18 protein-coding genes, 1 pseudogene and 2 riboswitches are annotated in these 19,529 nt (G+C 36.8%); of the genes and pseudogenes, 13 read left to right on the forward strand and 6 right to left on the reverse strand.

Going from position 1 to position 19,529, the window contains the following annotated elements; all coding sequences use genetic code 11:
- The first annotated feature begins 464 nt into the window (after nucleotides 1-464).
- On the forward strand, nucleotides 465-2,159 hold the full coding sequence (locus LO754_RS09255; protein WP_024363595.1) for a methyl-accepting chemotaxis protein: 1,695 nt from the start codon (nucleotides 465-467) through the stop codon (nucleotides 2,157-2,159).
- A gap of 43 nt (nucleotides 2,160-2,202) precedes the next feature.
- Here LO754_RS09255 and LO754_RS09260 read toward each other — a convergent pair whose 3' ends face one another.
- Nucleotides 2,203-2,565, reverse strand: a complete 363-nt coding sequence (locus LO754_RS09260; RefSeq protein WP_024363596.1) for a VOC family protein — start codon at nucleotides 2,563-2,565, stop codon at nucleotides 2,203-2,205.
- Between the two features lie 225 nt (nucleotides 2,566-2,790).
- Nucleotides 2,791-2,969: riboswitch (cobalamin riboswitch) on the forward strand.
- Between the two features lie 284 nt (nucleotides 2,970-3,253).
- Between LO754_RS09260 and tnpA the strand changes: the two genes are divergently transcribed.
- The 3 genes from tnpA (at nucleotide 3,254) to LO754_RS09275 (ending at nucleotide 6,773) form a co-directional block, all read left to right on the forward strand.
- Nucleotides 3,254-3,730 (forward strand): IS200/IS605 family transposase, encoded by a 477-nt coding sequence (gene tnpA / locus LO754_RS09265; RefSeq protein ID WP_024364892.1) that lies wholly within the window; start codon nucleotides 3,254-3,256, stop codon nucleotides 3,728-3,730.
- A 155-nt stretch (nucleotides 3,731-3,885) separates the two neighbouring features.
- Nucleotides 3,886-6,180, forward strand: a complete 2,295-nt coding sequence (metE, locus tag LO754_RS09270; RefSeq protein WP_231786092.1) for a 5-methyltetrahydropteroyltriglutamate--homocysteine S-methyltransferase — start codon at nucleotides 3,886-3,888, stop codon at nucleotides 6,178-6,180.
- Nucleotides 6,181-6,623: 443 nt separating this feature from the next.
- Nucleotides 6,624-6,773: a hypothetical protein gene (locus LO754_RS09275; protein ID WP_024363598.1), complete on the forward strand. Its 150-nt coding sequence runs from the start codon at nucleotides 6,624-6,626 to the stop codon at nucleotides 6,771-6,773.
- 19 nt (nucleotides 6,774-6,792) lie between these two features.
- Here LO754_RS09275 and LO754_RS09280 read toward each other — a convergent pair whose 3' ends face one another.
- Genes LO754_RS09280 through LO754_RS09290 form a run of 3 tightly spaced genes read right to left on the reverse strand, consistent with a single transcriptional unit; the run spans nucleotide 6,793 to nucleotide 8,212 of the window.
- Nucleotides 6,793-7,347, reverse strand: a complete 555-nt coding sequence (locus LO754_RS09280) for a DUF7010 family protein (protein WP_231786093.1) — start codon at nucleotides 7,345-7,347, stop codon at nucleotides 6,793-6,795.
- Nucleotides 7,344-7,775 carry a hypothetical protein gene (locus LO754_RS09285; RefSeq protein WP_231786094.1) on the reverse strand — a complete coding sequence of 144 codons (432 nt, stop codon included), beginning with the start codon at nucleotides 7,773-7,775 and terminating at the stop codon, nucleotides 7,344-7,346. The genes LO754_RS09280 and LO754_RS09285 overlap by 4 nt, the downstream gene beginning before the upstream one ends.
- On the reverse strand, nucleotides 7,772-8,212 hold the full coding sequence (locus LO754_RS09290) for a LytTR family DNA-binding domain-containing protein (RefSeq protein ID WP_231786095.1): 441 nt from the start codon (nucleotides 8,210-8,212) through the stop codon (nucleotides 7,772-7,774). Before LO754_RS09290 ends, LO754_RS09285 begins: the two co-directional genes overlap by 4 nt.
- Nucleotides 8,213-8,879: 667 nt before the next feature.
- On the opposite strand from LO754_RS09290, the gene LO754_RS09295 reads away from it, so the two are divergent.
- The 6 genes and pseudogenes from LO754_RS09295 to LO754_RS09320 all read left to right on the forward strand — a co-directional run bounded on the left by LO754_RS09295 (nucleotide 8,880) and on the right by LO754_RS09320 (nucleotide 14,998).
- Nucleotides 8,880-9,590, forward strand: coding sequence for a hypothetical protein (locus LO754_RS09295; protein WP_024363602.1), 711 nt, complete (start codon nucleotides 8,880-8,882; stop codon nucleotides 9,588-9,590).
- Nucleotides 9,591-9,782: 192 nt separating this feature from the next.
- Nucleotides 9,783-9,973, forward strand: a riboswitch (cobalamin riboswitch).
- A gap of 214 nt (nucleotides 9,974-10,187) precedes the next feature.
- On the forward strand, nucleotides 10,188-10,370 hold the full coding sequence (locus tag LO754_RS09300) for a hypothetical protein (protein ID WP_024363603.1): 183 nt from the start codon (nucleotides 10,188-10,190) through the stop codon (nucleotides 10,368-10,370).
- Nucleotides 10,371-10,523: 153 nt separating this feature from the next.
- Nucleotides 10,524-11,870: pseudogene (locus LO754_RS09305) on the forward strand (PepSY-associated TM helix domain-containing protein).
- A 115-nt stretch (nucleotides 11,871-11,985) separates the two neighbouring features.
- On the forward strand, nucleotides 11,986-13,149 hold the full coding sequence (locus LO754_RS09310) for a hypothetical protein (protein ID WP_231786096.1): 1,164 nt from the start codon (nucleotides 11,986-11,988) through the stop codon (nucleotides 13,147-13,149).
- A 118-nt stretch (nucleotides 13,150-13,267) separates the two neighbouring features.
- Nucleotides 13,268-14,233, forward strand: coding sequence for a quinone oxidoreductase family protein (locus LO754_RS09315; protein WP_231786097.1), 966 nt, complete (start codon nucleotides 13,268-13,270; stop codon nucleotides 14,231-14,233).
- A 147-nt stretch (nucleotides 14,234-14,380) separates the two neighbouring features.
- On the forward strand, nucleotides 14,381-14,998 hold the full coding sequence (locus LO754_RS09320; protein ID WP_231786098.1) for an NUDIX hydrolase: 618 nt from the start codon (nucleotides 14,381-14,383) through the stop codon (nucleotides 14,996-14,998).
- Between the two features lie 139 nt (nucleotides 14,999-15,137).
- On the opposite strand, the gene LO754_RS09325 is transcribed toward LO754_RS09320, so the two are convergent.
- Entirely contained in the window at nucleotides 15,138-15,845 is a 708-nt protein-coding gene (locus LO754_RS09325; RefSeq protein ID WP_231786099.1) for a class I SAM-dependent methyltransferase, read from the reverse strand.
- A gap of 236 nt (nucleotides 15,846-16,081) precedes the next feature.
- Between LO754_RS09325 and LO754_RS09330 the strand changes: the two genes are divergently transcribed.
- The gene (locus LO754_RS09330; protein ID WP_024363609.1) at nucleotides 16,082-16,348 is read left to right on the forward strand and encodes a hypothetical protein; all 267 of its coding nucleotides are present in this window, start codon (nucleotides 16,082-16,084) and stop codon (nucleotides 16,346-16,348) included.
- Nucleotides 16,349-16,548: 200 nt separating this feature from the next.
- Here the strand turns inward: LO754_RS09330 and LO754_RS09335 are convergent, their stop codons facing one another.
- Nucleotides 16,549-17,592 (reverse strand): NAD(P)/FAD-dependent oxidoreductase, encoded by a 1,044-nt coding sequence (locus tag LO754_RS09335; RefSeq protein ID WP_108030959.1) that lies wholly within the window; start codon nucleotides 17,590-17,592, stop codon nucleotides 16,549-16,551.
- Nucleotides 17,593-17,857: 265 nt separating this feature from the next.
- Between LO754_RS09335 and LO754_RS09340 the strand changes: the two genes are divergently transcribed.
- Together LO754_RS09340 and LO754_RS09345 are read left to right on the forward strand one after the other, a co-directional pair.
- Entirely contained in the window at nucleotides 17,858-18,277 is a 420-nt protein-coding gene (locus LO754_RS09340) for a MarR family winged helix-turn-helix transcriptional regulator (RefSeq protein ID WP_229389482.1), read from the forward strand.
- Between the two features lie 13 nt (nucleotides 18,278-18,290).
- Nucleotides 18,291-19,487 (forward strand): MFS transporter, encoded by a 1,197-nt coding sequence (locus LO754_RS09345; protein ID WP_231786100.1) that lies wholly within the window; start codon nucleotides 18,291-18,293, stop codon nucleotides 19,485-19,487.
- Nucleotides 19,488-19,529 lie beyond the last annotated feature (42 nt).

Raw genomic sequence — 19,529 nt, forward strand, 5'->3', positions numbered from 1 at the left:
CTGAAAACCTTGATAGTAAAGGCTTTATCGCTTGAATTTACAGTTTCATTACAAATGTTTCAGTTTGTGATGATAAAAGTAGGATTGTGTTATAAACAATCGGATCTTTTTCTATATTAAATAACATTACAATAGAATTTAAAAGGAAGTCAGAATACTTAAAAAATGATAAGCAATGTGGCAATAGAGCGTACTGCCATACGAATTTTATAAATCAAATTAAGAATATTTTATGATAGAAAAATAACTTTTTTGCTCGAATAATGCTTATATAAGCACGCTTTACAACCTTATTTCTTATCATCTTTTGTTATGAAATACATAGTTCGAGTCATGGGAGTTAAAGGGATAATATGTTATATTTAGGGAGAAAATAAGCAAGACTTTCATCCTCAAAAGCTAGCGAAAAATGTTGTTTCGTAGAAGTAATTGATATAATTTCACTAACGAAAGGGGAAAATGGTATGTTACAGAAACTGAGGTTCAAAACCATTCGAGCAAAAATTTTGAGTGCATTTTTCATTGTTGTATTTTTTATTGCTTGTTTTAACACGTATAGCTACTTTGCCAATAAGCGTGTCATTTCTGCTGGCGAAGAAATTGTTTATAAAGAATTACAGTTGTTAACAGCAAATGAAAAGTTAGCATCCACAATCAGTGTTCGAACAACTGCTGCAAAAAGCTATGTTCTGACTGGTGATCAGAAATATAAAAAAGAATTTGAAGCATACGTAAAAATTGCTGAAGAAAATAATAAACTATTAACGGAATTATCAACTGATACAAATCTATCGAAAACTGTAGAAAAAGCAAGGGAATGGCGAGGTTTTGTGCAAACGAAAGTGTTTGATGAATATGATAAAGGAAATGTAGAATTGGCTATACAAAACTTAAATTCTATTGACTCGCTTGCTACAGAGGTTAGAAAAGGTTATGAGGGGCTTGCGCAGGCAAGAGAAGCTTCTATTAATGAGCTAGGACAGGCAATGATTGCCCAATCGAAAGAGTCACTGAATGTAGGGTTAGCAATAGGCGTGATGATAACTTTAATCGCAATTGTAACCGCTTACATATCAGCGCATATGATTGCTAATCCGATAAAAGCGGTAATTGAAAAAATATCGCAAATGGCAGATGGCGATATAAGTCAGCCTCCATTGCCAGAAAGAATGAAAGATGAAATTGGCTTGCTGGTACAATCGACAAACACGCTCAATCAAAAACTTCATGAAATTATTGGATCAATCCATGTTGTTGCGGGCAATGTAGCTGCAAATAGTGAGCAGCTTGCACAATCTTCGCTAGATGTAAAAACTGGTGCAGAACAAATAGCATTGACGATGCTTGAGTTAGCGGGTGGTTCGGAATCCCAAGCACATAATGCAAGTGACTTAGCGCAAATAATTGATACATTTAAAGTAAATGTCCAACAAGCAAATGCACAAGGCATTGATTTACAAGGCTATTCAAGTGAAGTATTACAACTTACGACAAGCGGTCAACAATTAATGAACACATCGACACAGCAAATGTTTGCCATTGATACGATCGTGCAAGAGGCTGTTGCAAAAGTAGCAGGGTTAAATAGACAATCGCAAGAAATTTCTAAGTTAGTATCAGTTATTGACGATATTGCCAATCAAACAAACCTATTAGCTTTAAATGCTGCAATTGAGGCGGCACGGGCTGGAGAACAGGGAAAAGGCTTCGCAGTTGTAGCTGCTGAAGTGCGCAAACTTGCGGAACAGGTTTCTTATTCGGTCACAGATATATCATCCATTGTGGGGCGCATTCAAAACGAAACGGTTGGTGTAACAGCTTCCCTTCAAACGGGATATGAAGAAGTAAAAAGAGGAACAGAGCAAATTACGAATACCAATACAACCTTTGAACAAATAGCCTCTGCGGTTAATAGTATGTTTAGTAATATTCAAGGAATAACAGAAAATTTACAAGGTATTTCAACAACAACAGAGCACATCAATCGTTCTATTGATGAAATTGCTGCTATATCCGAACAGTCCGCAGCAGGTGTAGAGCAAACGACTGCAACAATCGACGAGACAGTCGTAACGATGGATGAAATTTCAAAAAATACAGATGATCTCGCTTCGATGGCTGAACGTTTAAACAAAGAAGTACAGCATTTTAAATTATAAACAATAAAAGCAGCCACTTTGCAATATTGGCTGCTTTTGTCATTTAGATGGGTTGCATCATCTCTACTCGATTACCGAAAGGGTCTCGAAATTCAAAGCGTTCAACATGTGGAATTGGCACGCAATCAATTATTTCGATTTGGTGTTCGGATAAGACGTTCTTCCAATGCGCTACGTTGTCAACTTGATAGGCAATATGCGCTTTTGTTGTATATCTATCAAACCCGTCCTCTGTCCCAACATGTACTTCTTGATTTCCTACTTGTAACCAAAAGCCCCCACGTCCTTGAAGGGAGGTGGGTTTCTCTATTTCTTTTAGCCCCAGTACATGGCAATAAAACGCTTTCCCCTGTTCCTCACAATCTTTTGGAATGGTAAGCTGTACGTGATGTAAACCGACAATCATCATAATCCTCCTTTAATTCCTTTATATTTACGTATAACTATATACTTCGCTTCACTACTTGGAATACCTTCTAAAGTATGATAATAAGTCTATCTTTTATTAGAATAATATTTCCTTAATAACAAGTATCGTTTATTTTGACAGCAAATAAGTACTTAATCAATAAATTGATTTTAGAAAAGTTATACTTTTCAGAAAAATGTGTGTTATAGTAACAACATAATTAAATATTGTGTAAGAGTTGGTGCCAAATGAAAGTTTGGCTTAAAAGGGAAGTCGGTGCAAATCCGACGCTGTCCCGCAACTGTAAATCGGAGCAATTCACAAATGCCACTGGGAGACTGGGAAGGCTGTGAGGCGTGTTGATGAGAAGCCAGGAGACCTACCAATATCTAGTACACACCAAATAACCTACGTGGAAATAGGTGGTGAGATGTGACCCAATTGGCACTGTGCGACAACGAATCTTTATACGATAATCAACATTTATCGTATCGTTTCATCATAGCTAAATTGTATTGACAATGACTACCATTTTCCTGAAAAGGAAGATGGTTTTTTTGTATTTTTTGAAAACCCCTTGCTATGCGAGGGGTTCTAAAGAGCTTCTAGCTATGGACAAGAAAAATCCCCAGCCGTACAATAAATTCAGGTCTGGTCAACCGACTTCGTACGAAAGGGGATCCAAATGGATAATAAAAGTTTAGCACACACAACATGGAATTGTAAGTATCACATCGTCTTTGCGCCAAAATATAGAAGGCAGATTATTTATGGACAAATTAAAGTAGATGTAGGTAGAATTCTTCGCCAGTTATGTGAAAGAAAAGGAGTAGAAATTATAGAAGCAACAGCCTGTCCTGATCATATTCATATGTTGGTAAGTATTCCACCAAAATTAAGTGTTTCATCGTTTGTGGGTTATTTGAAAGGGAAAAGTAGTTTAATGATATTCGACCGACATGCGAACCTGAAATACAAATATGGAAACAGGAAGTTTTGGTGTCGCGGATATTATGTAGATACAGTAGGAAGAAACAGAAAAATCATTCAGGAATATATAAAAAATCAATTACAAGAGGATATTCTTGAGGATCAAATGAGCATGAAAGAATTCATTGATCCATTTACAGGAGAAGAAATAAAAGCAAAAAAGCGAAAATGATAAAACCACTTTAGTGGTAGCGTGAAAACGGAGTGCGGTTGGCGGACCTTTCAGTGTGTCTTTAGACATGGGCCAGTACCCCAGCGTTTCACGCGTAGAGCAAACCACCAGTTAGACTGGTGGTTCTGATTATTTTAATTAAAGGGGAGAAGGATATGACGTATTCAACGACAGCAATTGGTTACCCATATATAGGAGGAGAACGTGAATGGAAAAAAGTATTAGAAGCCTTTTGGAGAAATGAGCTGACAGAAATTGATTTTTTACAAAAAATGAAGGAAATTCGTCTTGCTCGTATTGATAAGCAGCTCCGTATTGGCTTAGATATTGTGACTGTTGGGGATTTCACACTATATGACAGAATGCTCGATACAGCAGTAATGTTTGGCTTAGTTCCCAAGCGCTTTGGTTGGCAAGGAGGCAAAGTGGAATTACAAACATATTACGGAATCGCGCGTGGTAATCAGGATGCAGTCGCCAGCGAAATGACAAAGTGGTTTAATACAAACTATCATTACATCGTACCAGAATTTGAAGGGCAAGCTCTGGAGTTAACAGAAAATAAAATTCTTGCGGATTTCCTTGAAGTGAAAGAAGCATTTGGTATTACAGCCAAACCAACGCTGATTGGGCCCTATACCTTTTGTAAGCTAACAAAAGGCTACGATAAAGTATCGCAAGTTGCATTTATTTTAGCACTATTACCACTTTATACGCAGGTTATCAAAGAACTCGTTACAGCCGGTGCTAATTGGATTCAATTGGAGGAGCCTGCCTTAGTTACCTCATTAGATGAGACAGAGGTTAAACTAGTGCAAGAAATCTATATACAATTAGCAGCAACTGTCCCCGAGGCGAACATCATGCTACAAACTTATTTTGAATCATTATCAGCTTATAAAATGCTTATCGAACTACCAGTAAAAGGAATTGGTTTAGATTTTGTGCATGGCTATACGCATAATATGGAGGCGCTACGTCAATTTGGTTTTCCACAGGATAAAGTATTGGCAGCCGGCGTTATTAATGGACGAGATATTTGGCGCGCTAATTTAGCAGAGGTTAGTACAACAGTTAGAGCAATTGAACAACTGACCAGTGCCGAGGAGCTATGGATTCAATCATCATGCAGCTTACAGCATGTGCCAATCTCCACAGCACTAGAAACAAAATTAGAGCCAGTCTTAAAAAATGCACTTGCATTTGCAGATGAGAAATTAGTGGAACTAACAGAGGTAGCAAAGTATTTAAACGAAAAAAATCATGCAACAAATTACACTATTTCCGAAAGTATGAAGGCGATCGAAGCGTTAAAAAAACATCCTGTTCGAAATAATCAGGCTGTTCACAGGGCAGTACAAACAGTGTCAACACAGGATTTTGAACGGCAAAGTGATTTTAAAACGCGTCAACGAATTCAGCAACAGGCACTTCAATTACCGTTATTCCCAACGACTACAATAGGTAGCTTCCCTCAATCGGATGAGGTAAAACGGACACGTAGTGCATGGCGGAAGAAACAGTTGTCCGATGAAGCTTATGCAACATTTGTCGCACAAGAAACGAAACGTTGGATTGAAATACAAGAAAATTTAGAGATCGACGTACTTGTGCATGGTGAATTCGAACGTACGGATATGGTGGAATACTTTGGTGAAAAACTCACAGGGTTTGCTTTTACAGAAAAAGCTTGGGTCGTATCGTATGGCTCCCGCTGTGTGAAGCCACCGATTATTTACGGAGATGTTGCTTGGGCGACACCTATGACAGTGAAAGAAACAGCCTATGCTCAAAGTTTAACAAATCGCTACGTGAAAGGAATGTTAACGGGGCCAGTAACAATCCTAAACTGGTCCTTTGTACGGGATGATATTCCACGGAAAGATGTGACCTATCAAATAGCACTTGCTTTAAGGAAAGAGGTAGAGGCACTCGAAACGGCCGGTATTGCTATTATTCAAGTCGATGAACCTGCTTTGCGTGAGGGCTTGCCATTACGCACGGAAAATTGGGGCGCTTATTTGGACTGGACCGTGAATGCATTTAAGCTAGCAACGGCGAATGTAAAGGATGAAACTCAAATTCATACACATATGTGTTATTGTGAGTTCAATGATTTTATAGAACCAATTAGTGCACTCGATGCTGATGTACTATCTATTGAGACGTCTCGTAGCCATGGTGAGCTGATTGCATCGCTACACATTCGTCCATATGAAAAAGGGATTGGATTAGGTGTTTACGATATTCATAGCCCTCGTGTACCGAATGAACAAGAAATGTTAACAATCATGCAAGATAGCCTACAAGTATTATCGACTAATCAATTTTGGGTCAATCCAGACTGCGGGTTGAAAACGAGAAAAGAGCCAGAAACTATTGCGGCACTTGCCAATATGGTGGCAGCTACCAAAACATTGCGTCAACAAATCCAACAATCAACGTACTAATTGAGACAGCCCCCTAAGCGTAAAAGTGCTTAGGAGGTTTTTAGCAAATTGTTCGCAGGCAGGGCTAGCACTAATTTTTATGGTGTTACGCCACAAAAGTGGATTTTCCTCTCGTGCTGCCATACAAGAGTGTCGTGCATTCCACGCAATCAACTTGTAAAGTTTGCTTGCTCATTATAATGCTGCCCTGAAGTAAGATGAAAATAAATCTACATTTGAGAAGGGTAACCTATGTAAGAGGAACCTTTGTAAAACATGAGTTGTGCATATAGAAACACTTCCTTCATAATTTTTCTTATAAAGAGTATTTTAAGTAAATTATTCTGTTTTTATGGATTTAAGCATGGTAAGCAGTACCCGAATAAGGTTTACTTCAGTAAAATAAGGTATAGTATATGTGTTGAGTAGATTTTGTTAACGACGAGTAAAGTAGGTGAACAAGCGTGGGGAAATATCAATTGGATACTAAAGGTAAGGTAGCTGTGGCAAAGTATCATGAAAAAAACAAACCTGCCAAATTTGATAAAAAGCAGCAAATTGAAAAAATACGTGCGGAGTATTTGAAAAAGAAGCAAGAACAAACAGATAAATAAGATGAACAACATAGGAAGACTAGAGCTCCCTATGTTTTTTTATTTCCTTCTTTAACATTAAAAATAAGAAAAATACACCAACCTCTACGATTATCGGGATATACATACTATTTAAATGGAAGAATAGCATACTTACCAAAATGGCTATACAAATAAAGATAGAGCTATATTGATAGTTTTTTGATTGGTAAAAAAATGCATAGGGTAACAAATGGGCACCGTAAATTATTGCATATGCAGGTAAGACTAACATCGGTGCTTTAATTAATAGAAGAATACAAATGATTAAGTATAAAATTTGATTGTTTGTCGCAATCAGCAGACCATTAATCAATGGATTTTCTTTATAAAATAAATCGACATTTACTATTTTGGCACAAACAATGGAAACGGGAAACAGTAAAGCACCACAAGATAAAATGCCAATATTTTTAATCATTAAATCTATAGGAAGTAATGCGATTGTTGTAATCACTCCCCAAATAAAGAGGGAAGCCATGATAAACGGGAGCCCCTTCTTTTGTTTTTGCGCAATATCATTTAATAGGACGTGTAAGCTAGTATTAATGTTCATTTTCTGTCTCCTTCATGTACTAGCGATTTATTCAAACTAGCTGCTAGTTTTTTATTTTCATATTTTGAGAAAAAGTAAAATCCGATGATATGACCGATCAACGTTATGGCGAAAATCAGCAACAAATAAGGTTGAATAAATGCTAACATTTGCACTGAAACAAGGTAGACCATGCCTACGCCACAGAAAAAATTTAAAAATGTACTAATGATAATTTTGGATGTACTTTTTAATGTAGAGTAGTACCACAAGTACGGGTAGGCGATACCAAAAACGATTCCAAGCAGTACGCTAATACTAATTAAATTCCAAATATAAAGAAAGTTGACCATTTCATTATGTAAATTAAATAGTGTCATTAAGAACACAATCCAAATCAATCCCAAAAATGAAATGGACAAAAAGCTGTTTTTTAAGTCTTTGATCATATCAATCTCTCCTTAATAGATTTTGCATAATGTCTACTGACCATATACTTATTTTGTTGTTTTGTTATAACTTCCAGTCTTGCGTGGCTTCCTGAAGCAAACGACTGAATTTGATTCAAATTTAAAATCATTGAATTGTTAATGCGTACTAATCTAAAGGATTCTAAGTAAGCTAGTTCTTTTAAAATCTTATTCAGTAATAGTTCAGTACCATCTATTAAAAAGATTTTAGTAAAATGACCAGCTGCTTCAATGGCTTCGATAGTATGGAGCTCAATCAATACCTGCCGATTTGTTTTAAAATCTGTTGCACTTAATGGTATAGATTGTAAAAAATGCTGTTCCAATGTAGAAAGTAATGCTTTATTTGATGGATTACTAATAATGTCAATTTCAGATGACGATTGTTTGTTTTTCCAAATAAAATTGAATTTCATGTTGTTCTCCTTTCTGTTTTAATCGTAGCAACACCGCTTTGTTCTTACCATGAATTTTCGATTTGTTGCAAAAAAAATAGACTTTGTTGCAACTCGATTCAGTAAGCTATACAACGAAATATTGCATTAATATGTATTAAATGGAAAATTTGCCACTATACTAGATATTAGTAATCTATTTGAATAGTGTCAATGTACACAATTCTTTAACAGACGAAATGGAAGTGGTATGTTTTTTAGCAAATTCATTATAAAAATTAATTAAAGAGGACTAGTTCTTTTACCTTCCACAGCTGATTGTGGAGGGCTTTTATTATATAAAAAGGAAATGGTTTGATGAAAATAGACAGATGTTATGACTTGAAACATGAAATGCATAAGGTTGTATGAGCAGCACAGGTCAAACTGTATTGGCCTATTTCAATTGCTGTAGATATTAAAGTAAGCACGTTAAAAGCCATATACTTGTAGGGGCTCATCTTTTTAATAGAAGCTATTCCTTATTGAAACGTCCAGCGCTTTTTTATAATTGGTTAAATATAAAATAGACCTACTTTGGAGAATTGGCTATTTTTATTACAAATGGAAACAGTTGTCCAAATATACTTTATTTGAGGTATTATAAAAGAGTTCGAATAAAATTGAACGAGAGAGAGGAGTATGTAATATGAAAATAACAAGCGTAGTTATAACAATTTTCGCACCTTTACTTTTAATGATTGCAGGGTGTAGTTCGCAGCCAGAAGAAGCATCTATGGGCGAAGTGGAAAAGGAAATTTATACGCAAGAACAGGTAGAGTCTATGTTCAGTGAAGATAGTTTGGAGGCAGCGAAAGAACGAATAGAGGAACGGGGCGGCGCAGATTATATAGTACCACCTGAGCATACTGCTATCGGAGAAAATCAAGCAACGGTAGTAGAACTTCAAGAGTCGGACATTTTAGACGGAGAAGATTCGAGTTTTGAAAAGTATGACAACGTAGGAGAAATACGTCTTGATACGTTAGAGCTGGACTCTACTTTTGAGGATCAAGATAAATATACAAATGTGCTGCTGAAAGAACTAGGCATGCAGGATAGTTATTATGCAATACATTTTCCTCTATTGTGGACAGCCGGTATTCTTTCAGATGGACTCAAAGAGCATAGTGATGGCACTAAATCTTTTTATCTAAGTAAATACTCTGTGCTTGTAAATTGTCACTATAAGGGCGCTAATTCTGACGTGAACGAAAAACTTCTTAGCAATTTGAAGCACGCATATAAAAACAATATGCCTGTAATTGTCTATGGCGAATATGAGCAGTATCTGACCGAAGAAGGATACGCTGACTATCGTCTGATCATTCATCGAATAGGCTTTAAAGAGGTCATTTAATTCAAAAAGTAAAACTAAGGGGTTGAACAATCCTACATGACTAAAACTTTGCCAATGTGAAGGAGGGTCTTATGATATTTGGCTTTAAGTAGTACCAACTTTACAATCATCTTTGCTACATGATAAGTATCATGTTCACGAAATAATATACACATGTCAACGTACATAATTCTTTATGGTATAATAATAAAAACGGAATAATAAGATAGAGGTACAAATCGAAATTCGATTTGTTTAAAAGGGAAGTTCGGTGAAAAGCCGACGCTGTCCCGCAACTGTAAATGGGAGCACATTTCAAAAAACCACTGTTACGTTTGTGTAATGGGAAGGTGAAACGTGTGATGAACATAAGCCAGGAGACCTGCCTTTATCTAGTACAACCAAAAAACCTACGAGGATAGGGGGTGTTGAGTGTGACTAGAGAATTTCTTCTGCATGCTCATAGTACGACGATTGTCAAAAGGGTAGCTTCTATGCATAATAGAATGCTTTTTCTGTCATGGCCATCGACGTATTATGTCGTGTATTTGTCATAGTAGGCATCTTTCTAAAGAAGGAAAGATGTTTTTTTATGCTAAAAATGAAGGAGTGTATCACATGAATCCACATGTTATCGAGTATTATGAAAATCTTTTTAAATATGAAATTATGCAAAAGCAGTTTGATGGAGCTAGAAAAACGTTAAATGAGCTTGTCGAACAATTTTTTGGGCAAGATGAAGCGCATCATTCAGACATTTATACAGCTTATTGCAATGTTAGAAAAGAAATAATCGGCTAAAAATAGCGGTAGGCTACTTTCGACAACCCATTAAAGGGATGCGAGAGTAGTCTTTTTATTTTATTAATTTTTTTTCTAGGACTTCATTCTTATTTCACTTTTATTTTATATAATAAATTTGCTTTTAATATAAAATCGATTGGAGAACTAGAGATGAAAAATGCAACTTATTCAAGTTTTTGGCGAATGCATTTTTATGCGGCATTATTTATTACACCACTTCTAATCACACTGACATTAAGTGGCATTGGGTACTTGTTTTATACAGATGTAGAAGATCATTTATATGAGGACTACTTCTTTGGCAATAGTAACAAAACCGAAGTATTGACAATCGACGAAGGGGTTCAACAAGCGGAAGCGGCATTTGCGGGTTATACAACAACCAAAATTATTGAGTTAGATGAGCCTTACAATACACGATTAACACTGTCAAATAGTGAAGGCGATCAACGCTATGTGTTTTTAGATGATAATAATCAAATTGTTGGTCATCAAGACCCTACATACACATTTTCTAATGTGTTAAGAAGCTTACATAGCTCCTTGTTTGTTGGTGGAACGGTAGTCAATTATTTAGTAGAATTAGCGGCATGTTGGGCAATCTTTTTATTGCTATCAGGTCTATACATGACCTTTAAAGGAAAAGTATTAAAGAAAGTAAAACAAGCAAATAAACGACAAAAAAATAGAAAATGGCACGCCCTACTTGGAACGATTATTACAATTCCAATGGTTATTATCATTTTTACTGGATTACCTTGGTCTGCATTTATGGGGAACTTTATATATACAGCAGCACAAGATAATCCGTCCTTCGGTATTCCGTTATTACAACAACAACCGCCGACATCTGATATGAGTGAAATTCCGTGGGCAACACGTCAGGAAGAAGCACCATCTTCGTCTAAACATGCACACCATGGAATGGGTGCTGCAAGTACAAGCAGAAACGAAAATCAGTTAGATGTGGCAAGTTTACAACAACAAATTGAGGCTAATGGTATTACAAAGCCATATTCCATTATTTATCCGACAAGTGATGACGGTGTTTTTACCGTGGCTAAATCAAGTAATACAGGGGTAACAGGACTCGATGTGAGCCCTTATGACGAAGCGACAATGTACTTTGACCAATATAGTGGTGACTTTATTTCTAAGGTAAACTATGATGACTATGGCATTTTGGCAAAATGGTTCACATGGGGAATTCCGTTACATGAAGGTCACTTATTTGGTTGACCAAATAAGCTAATTAACTTACTCGTTTGTGTAGCCTTTTTAGGTGTTATTTTCTGGGGATTCCGTACATGGTTATTGCGCAAGAAAAAAGTACTATCAGCACCCCTCAATTATCACAGAAAATCTCGATTCCTTTTATCGTGATAATCGTTCTATTAGGTGTTATGATGCCGTTATCTATCTTTAATTCTTGTCGCATTCGTTGAATTCGCGATGAAAGCAATGAATAAAAATAAACCGACAAATGACATGAACTAAAAACCTTTTAAACTAGTATGCTAAAAATTTCTCCTAGCATACTAGTTTTTTTGACTTGAAATCTTTGCAATGAGTATCAACCCCTACGTATAACAATCTTACGGAGTGGGCAAGAATGGTAACGGAGGTAGACCAACTAATTGCGATGTTGAAGGATTCGTGTGCAAAAAATTCGAAAGGGGTTAGCCAATTGACTATGAAAAAAAGCATTATGATACCCATTCTTTTAACAGGGTTGCTAACGTTAACAGGATGTAATTTTCTCAATAAACAGGAGACATCCAAGCAAGGGCAAGCACAACAAGAAACAAAAAACGAGATAGCAAAAGAAGCAGTGCAAATCACAGAAATAAAGCCAATAAACATCATGACTTTACAAGTCACTTTTTCTGAACCATTGTCCGAAGAAGGTGTGAAAGTAGAAAATTTAGATACAATAAAAAAAGCCTTTTCATTCAATCATGATTTAAGTATTGTCAATGTGCCACGCTTGAAAATTGGTGCTACAAGTACGTATATTGTGCCAGTCACTATGCAGAAGGCAGGAACAAACTACACACTAAGATACAAAGATGGCGAAACAAATGCCTTTGATGGCATCGATGAAAAAATAACGCTCAGCCAAACGAAACAAGTGACAAATGATACTTTTGAAATTGAATCATTTAAAGATGAAGGTGTAACTGATTATTCGAATATTATTGAAGCCTATAAAGAGGCGAGAGGTGACTTGTCGTTCCAATTGAATGATGACAATAAGGACGAAAAAGGTAAGCAGTATCAGGTCATTTCCTCTTTACGGGATCGTGTCGTAACAGTGACTGCAGAAAATGGTGAAAAGTTACAAGCTGATTATGTGTTGTTTACACAAGCTGCAGATGGCAGACAAGCACCAAAATTCCGCTTGCCAGAAGGAAAAGCGTTAAAGGCGGGGACAAACTATACCGTGTCAGCTGACTGGGCAACTATAAAAAATCCAACCTTCAAAGCAACTGACATAGCGCCTTTAACGATTAAGTCGGTTGAACCAATTGATGCTACATCATTCCAAGTGACACTCGATCAGGACCCTGGTATGGAGTTATTTGCAGGTCGCAGTGTCGAATTGCAGGCTGAAGATGGCTCGACTTTACAAGCACAATATCGCTATTCATCTCGTAAAGGTGCTGTCGGGATATTTGATGTAAAGGACCAAACATTAAAGGCTGGTGGCACATATAAAGTGCTACCCATTAACAATTGGGCAACTGCTGATAATGTCACGTTAACAGCAAAGTAAGGCAAGTAGTCAGTAGTGAATGCTTTCACTACTGGCTTTTTTTCAAGCTTAAAGAGTTGTATTGACCTTTTTCTTTAGCGTAATATAGTGCTACATACATTTAACAAGGGGTTAGAAAATGAAAGCATTAGTTTTTGAAACATTTGGTGGACCAGAAGTATTACAATATCAAGAAGTAGCTGATCCTATTCTGACAGATAACGAAGTTTTAGTACGAACAAAAGCCGTTGGGTTAAATTTTGCTGATATTTATCGACGGAAAGGCAATTATCATTTAGCAGGTCAGCCACCATTTATTTTAGGCTATGAAGGGGCTGGTGTCGTTGAAAAAGTCAGTGCAAATATACACAATATCCAAGTAGGCGACCGCATTGCATTTGCGGACGTACCCTTTGCGAATGCTGAATTAGTGGCAGTGCCACATGATAAAGTGATGTTATTACCAGTTGAAATATCTTTTGAAACGGCAGCTGCCATATTATTACAAGGGTTAACGGCACAATATTTAGTGACAGATAGCTATGCGATTCAACCAGGTGATACGGTCTTAATTCACGCAGCGGCAGGTGGTGTTGGTCAAAACTTAATCCAAATGGCTAAGTTAAAAGGGGCTAACGTCATTGGTCTCACATCTTCAACAGAAAAAGCGCAAGTAGCATACGCCATCGGGGCGGACCATATCTTTTTATATAAAGAGCAATGGGTGCAACATGTGAAGGATACTACTGATGGTCAAGGGGTTCATGTTGTGTACGAATCGGTAGGCTCTACACTGCAAGATAGTTTAGAGGCAACAAAAATCGGTGGAACAGTGGTGTTTTTTGGCATGTCAGGGGGAGATCCTGTGGCGGTGGATCCTCGTCTGTTAATGGATACTTCGAAAACGTTAACGGGGGGAGACCTTTGGAATGTACTGACTTCCTTTGAGGAAAGAAAAATACGTTCACAACAATTGTTCGACTGGATTATAGATGGTAAGATAAAAATTTCTGAGCCGACTATTTTTGCTCTTGAAGACGGTGCTCAGGCACATACTTTACTGGAAAGTCGCAAAAGTATCGGTAAGATATTATTACAACCTTAAACAATGCAGATGGAGGATTGCTTGTCTCCTTTACTTTGATATTGTAACACTATCATATTTGAAAGTTGGAATATGATAGTGTTTATCCAACTACTAATTCATGATACGATAAAATACAATATGAACTATTGAGGTGAGCACAATCTCATGTTTCTAGATAAATTGAAGCATCAGTTACAGCAAAATCAATCGCTATTTATTGGAGAAGAGACTGCTTTTCGTTCAGTAGTTTTAATTCCATTAGTTCAAGTGGATGACAAGTGGCATATTCTTTTTGAAGTAAGGTCATTGACAATGAGAAAGCAACCAGGAGATATTAGTTTTCCAGGTGGGCGAATTGATGCCACAGATGCATCTCCATTAGCTGCAGCGTTACGGGAAACGCATGAAGAGTTAGGCATCGATCCAACAACGGTACATGTTGTAGGACCATTAAGTCCATATATTACATCTTCTTCATTTGTAACGTACCCATTTGTAGCGATTATTGATACCAATCAAATTATTCATGAATACAACAAAGACGAAGTGGAAGAAGTATTGACTGTACCAATTGACTGGTTATTAAACTATGAGCCATATATGCATTTAGTATCGGTTGAACCAATGCCTTCAATCGATTTTCCATTTGATAAAATTGTTAATGGTGCGCAGTATAAATGGCGAACGCGGTCAATGGAAGAATGGTTTTTTGATTATGAGCAATACACGATTTGGGGTTTAACCGCCCGAATTTTAAAACACTTTATAGAACTGATAAAATAGCAGAATAGCTACATTCCACAGTTTTGTTCCTCACACCTATTCAAAATAGCTATGCGCTACATAAGGGGCACATCTCCATAATTATTTAAAAGGCGCGTATGCTTTTCTTTATTTAGAAGAAAAGTATACGCGCCTTAACTTACTTCGTACAATAATAAATTCGATAGTCCAATACCCCTTCGTATTTTACATTCATCTCAATGTTTTGCTCCATGACTTTGTACAATTCAGGCTCAATCTGCTGTGAGTAGTGAAATTCAGGCGCTGAAGAAAAAGATTTATTTTTGCGAATGTGAATCGTCTGAAAACCAGTTTGTTTAAATAGTGTTACCCAATCTTTTTTCGTGAACAACAGATCAAAGCCATAAAATTGTTTGATTTCCTCCGCACTCACGTCGTCAAGTTCTTGTTGTATCGTAAATTCAATCGCAATTAGCTGACCACCAAATTTCAATAAACGATAAATTTCGTTGAGCGCTTTGTGCTTGTTGACAAAGGACAGAACAGATTCCGCAATTATGAAATCGAATTGTTGTTTAGCTAAAGGTAGTTGTTCAACGGAACCTTTAATAATTTGAACTGGTAGGGAGTGTTTTGCCATTCTGCTTTGAGCCTTCTCAACCATAATGGCATTGTTATCGATGCCCGTAACATTTGCTTTATAATGAGATGCTAAGTAGGCGGCGGTTTGGCCTGTACCACAGCCTACATCTAGTATTTGAGAGTGTTTGGTAATGTTCTCATTTTTCAAAAGTTGCTTTGTTAACGCCATGCCCCCAGGATGTGCCCCGCCAACGCCAAATTTAGATAAAAATTCGAGATATTTGGATTTTTGAATAACGATCACCTTCTTTTTTCTTCTTGTTTGTATGATATGAAAAGAAAAATAGTATGGTTCCTAGTGGAGGAATGAAACGAACGATAGGATAAAAAGCAAAACGAAATGTCTAATTATAAGTTTTCAATAGGTTTCCATCGAACGCTTCTATACTATTTATTTTGATGTAGGTTCTTCAAAAGTCTAAACATAAAAAATTTCTAAACGTATACTATATAAACGTTTTATGTATAGGAGGTGAATTGATGCAATATTATTCGCAAAATCCTAGAAGGAGACCAGTCCCAAGAAGATATAGACAAAGTTTTGATCCTATGAATCAAGGTAGACGCGTACAACCCTTCAATTTTAATAGTCCACAACCTTTTACGTTCAACAATCAACAACCCCAAACTTCTCGATTTGGAAATTTATCAAATAATTTACAGGCAATGATGGGCCATGCAGGAACAATAACGAATGGGGTTAATATGCTAAGGCAAATGGGGTCTTTATTAAGTCTATTTAGATAATAAGGGGAATTATTGTACTCTTCTTTAAGAGGATAGACGTTTAATTTGGCGCGTTTATTCTCTTTTTTATGAAAATCGCCATTAAAAGCCCAAGTATCGCCAGTAAACTCTAAGAATACGCTCTAAAAACGGGCACCAAGTTTGTATCAACAAAAGTGTTAGATTGACTGCTGTCAATCTAACACTTTTGTTTATCTACTTTATTTCGATAAGCTGTTTTCGATAATCGAGCGATTTTTTTCTTTAAATACTTCGTTATGAGAGGATACTACTGCATGTCGATGAGCCGTTGGTTCCAAGTACGTTTTAATGGAGTTAACGGCGTTTGCTGCATCTTGAAATGTGCCAAGTAGAAGATGAATTTTCCCTTCAAACGATAAAATATCACCTGCTGCAAAAATTCCTGGTTGTGCTGTTTCGCCAGTTGCTTTTCCTTCAAAATAATAGTCATCTTTTTTAGGAATGGCAATGGCTTCATCAAATGTGAGCGAGGCTTCGCGATTATAACCGTGACTTACAATGACTTCATCAATTTGGCGTGTATAGCTTTGGTTGGTCCGAGAATTTTCACATGTAACGAATTGAATCGCTGTTTTATCTGGATTGGCAGATAGTTTTGTAATGGTTGTATTACATTCGATTTGTACACCAACATCTAGCGCCTCTTGTATGGTTGCTTCGTGTGCTGAAAGCGTGTCCTTACGGTAGACAATCGTTACGTTTTTGGCAATCGGGCTAAGTTCTACTGCCCAGTCGAGTGCCGCATTTCCGCCTCCTGAAATAATAATATCTTTATTTACAAAGCGTTTATAAGACTGGACTGTATAGTGTAAATTGGACATTTCGTATTTTTCAGCACCTTCTAACGTCAGTTTTTGCGGATTAATAATACCACCACCAACAGCTAACAGAACGGTTTTCGAATAATGTTTTTCTCCCTGTGCTGTATGTATTACAAATAAATCTCCTTGACGTTCGATAAAGTCAACCTTTGTGCTTGTTAGCATTGTTGGTTTAAATGTTTTGGCTTGCGCAATTAATTGTTTGACAAATTGTTCGCCTAAAATGGGCGGGTGACCGCCTATATCCCATATTAACTTTTCAGGATAAAGTAACACCTTTCCACCTAGCTGTTCTTGGCTTTCGATTAATTTTGTTTTCAAGCCTCTTAATCCACTATAAAAGGCGCTATATAAACCTGCAGGTCCACCGCCAATAATCGTTACATCATATAAATCTTGCACTTGTATCGCCACATCCTTAAAAATTTATTGGAAAAGTATTGTATATCCTTATTGGATAGTTTAATCATTTAAATGATAATGATTATCAATATCGATTCGTTGCTATCATATCATGCGTATAACTAAAAAGAAAGAGAAGCTTTTCCATTTGAATCCATCTTTGTTGGTAAAGCCTAGGAATCGCTTCTATATTTAAGCTTCTATCTAGACAAGAAGAACAAAGTGCTATATAGTTAGCTAGGCTAACTATATAAGGAGGGGTAATATGACGATTGAACAGCAGTTTTTTAATGAGTATCGCTTAATGTACCGACCGTTTACTAACCAACTCAATATGCAACTGGAACACTTTCAACTTTATAGTTCACAGTGGGCAGTATTGCGTTTTTTAATTGATAAAGGGCCACATTCGCTCGTTGAAATTGCGAGCTTTATGTCAATTGAAAAGCCGAGCGTAACGAGGCTTGTACAAAAGCTTGTAGAACTTGGCTATGTGGAGACAGTGGCAGGCAAAGATAAGCGAGAAAAAGTGGTACAATTAACGCCATTTGGAGAAAACATCGTGCAAGAAGTGCAGGAGCACTTAAAACCATTTTTAGAAAAAGCACTAGCAGGTGTGCCGACACAGGATATTGAAACGGCTACTCGGGTTTTAGCGACCATATGTATGAATATTCATCAGTAGGAGAGAAAAACAAGTGGAATCAACAAGACATAAATTATGGACAAAAGACTTTTTAGTTGTTTCTTTAATTAATTTTACGATTACGTTAATTTTTTATTTATTAATGGTGACAATAGCTGGCTATGCAGTGGAGCAATTTGACGCTTCAACAAGTACGGCTGGTCTAGTGTCAAGTATTTTTATTATCGGGACACTATTTGGACGACTTGGCACAGGACGAATTATCGGTGATTTAGGCAGTAAAAAAACATTATTCATTGGCTTATTATTATTTATGCTATCGACTATGTCTTATTTTATTGCTTTAAATCTTCCGTTACTGATGATGAATCGTTTAATGCAGGGGATAGCGCTCGGTGTAGCGAGTACGGCTACAGGTACGATTATTGCACAAATTTTACCATCCGAGCGACGAGGTGAAGGGATTGGCTATTACAGCTTAAGTGCGATTTTAGCAACTGCAATAGGTCCGTTTATCGGTATATTATTAACGCAGTTGTTTGAAGATTATCGTATGATTTTTGCGGTCGATTCGGTTTTAGCAGTAGTTTGCTTCATGATGTATTTTATGGTGACCGTGCCAGATGCGCCAAAAAATCCAAAGATAATGGCGGAGAAAGCGGGCTTCAAGCTATCCAGCTTTATTGAATTGCGTGCACTGCCTATCGCCTTTGTAGCTCTTGTTATTGGCTTTGCTTATTCAGGTGTGATGTCGTTTATGACATTTTACGCAAAGGAGCTTCATTTGGTAACAGCAGGCAGTTACTTCTTTATCGTTTATGCCCTTGTTATTTTAGCAACTCGTCCATTTACAGGGAAAATACTTGATGCAAGAGGCGCGAATATTATTATTTATCCGTGTCTAATCTTGTTTGCGATGGGCATGTATGCATTTAGTACAGCGACAAGCACTGTTGTATTTTTAATAGCTGCGGCTTTTATTGGTATTGGTTATGGTAATTTTAACTCAGTAGCCCAAGCAATAGCTATTAAGGTTACACCACATGAGCGTTTAGGGCTCGCCACTTCAACGTATTTTATTTTGTACGATTTAGGATTAGGTGTAGGGCCTTATTTCTTAGGGCTTTTTGCACCGACGATTGGTTACAGCGCTATATTTTTATCGATGGTAGTGGTAATTTTCCTTTCAATCGTGCTCTATTATGTCTTATATGGGAAATATGAAAAAGTAAAACAAGTCAATATTTAGTAGATTATAATCATTATATTGTAGAACAAACGTCTTTTTGCT

The organism is Lysinibacillus sp. GJ-1, from assembly GCF_021166035.1.
Classification (GTDB): Bacteria; Bacillota; Bacilli; order Bacillales_A; family Planococcaceae; genus Lysinibacillus; species Lysinibacillus sphaericus.

What these genes read in the sequence shown, in the direction of transcription:
- LO754_RS09255 (WP_024363595.1), top strand. Translation starts at nt 465, where the DNA reads ATGTTACAGAAACTGAGGTTCAAAACCATTCGAGCAAAAATTTTGAGT.
- LO754_RS09260 (WP_024363596.1), bottom strand. Translation starts at nt 2,565, where the DNA reads ATGATTGTCGGTTTACATCACGTACAGCTTACCATTCCAAAAGATTGT.
- tnpA (WP_024364892.1), top strand. Translation starts at nt 3,254, where the DNA reads ATGGATAATAAAAGTTTAGCACACACAACATGGAATTGTAAGTATCAC.
- metE (WP_231786092.1), top strand. Translation starts at nt 3,886, where the DNA reads ATGACGTATTCAACGACAGCAATTGGTTACCCATATATAGGAGGAGAA.
- LO754_RS09280 (WP_231786093.1), bottom strand. Translation starts at nt 7,347, where the DNA reads ATGAACATTAATACTAGCTTACACGTCCTATTAAATGATATTGCGCAA.
- LO754_RS09285 (WP_231786094.1), bottom strand. Translation starts at nt 7,775, where the DNA reads ATGATCAAAGACTTAAAAAACAGCTTTTTGTCCATTTCATTTTTGGGA.
- LO754_RS09290 (WP_231786095.1), bottom strand. Translation starts at nt 8,212, where the DNA reads ATGAAATTCAATTTTATTTGGAAAAACAAACAATCGTCATCTGAAATT.
- LO754_RS09295 (WP_024363602.1), top strand. Translation starts at nt 8,880, where the DNA reads ATGAAAATAACAAGCGTAGTTATAACAATTTTCGCACCTTTACTTTTA.
- LO754_RS09300 (WP_024363603.1), top strand. Translation starts at nt 10,188, where the DNA reads ATGAATCCACATGTTATCGAGTATTATGAAAATCTTTTTAAATATGAA.
- LO754_RS09310 (WP_231786096.1), top strand. Translation starts at nt 11,986, where the DNA reads ATGGTAACGGAGGTAGACCAACTAATTGCGATGTTGAAGGATTCGTGT.
- LO754_RS09315 (WP_231786097.1), top strand. Translation starts at nt 13,268, where the DNA reads ATGAAAGCATTAGTTTTTGAAACATTTGGTGGACCAGAAGTATTACAA.
- LO754_RS09320 (WP_231786098.1), top strand. Translation starts at nt 14,381, where the DNA reads ATGTTTCTAGATAAATTGAAGCATCAGTTACAGCAAAATCAATCGCTA.
- LO754_RS09330 (WP_024363609.1), top strand. Translation starts at nt 16,082, where the DNA reads ATGCAATATTATTCGCAAAATCCTAGAAGGAGACCAGTCCCAAGAAGA.
- LO754_RS09340 (WP_229389482.1), top strand. Translation starts at nt 17,858, where the DNA reads ATGACGATTGAACAGCAGTTTTTTAATGAGTATCGCTTAATGTACCGA.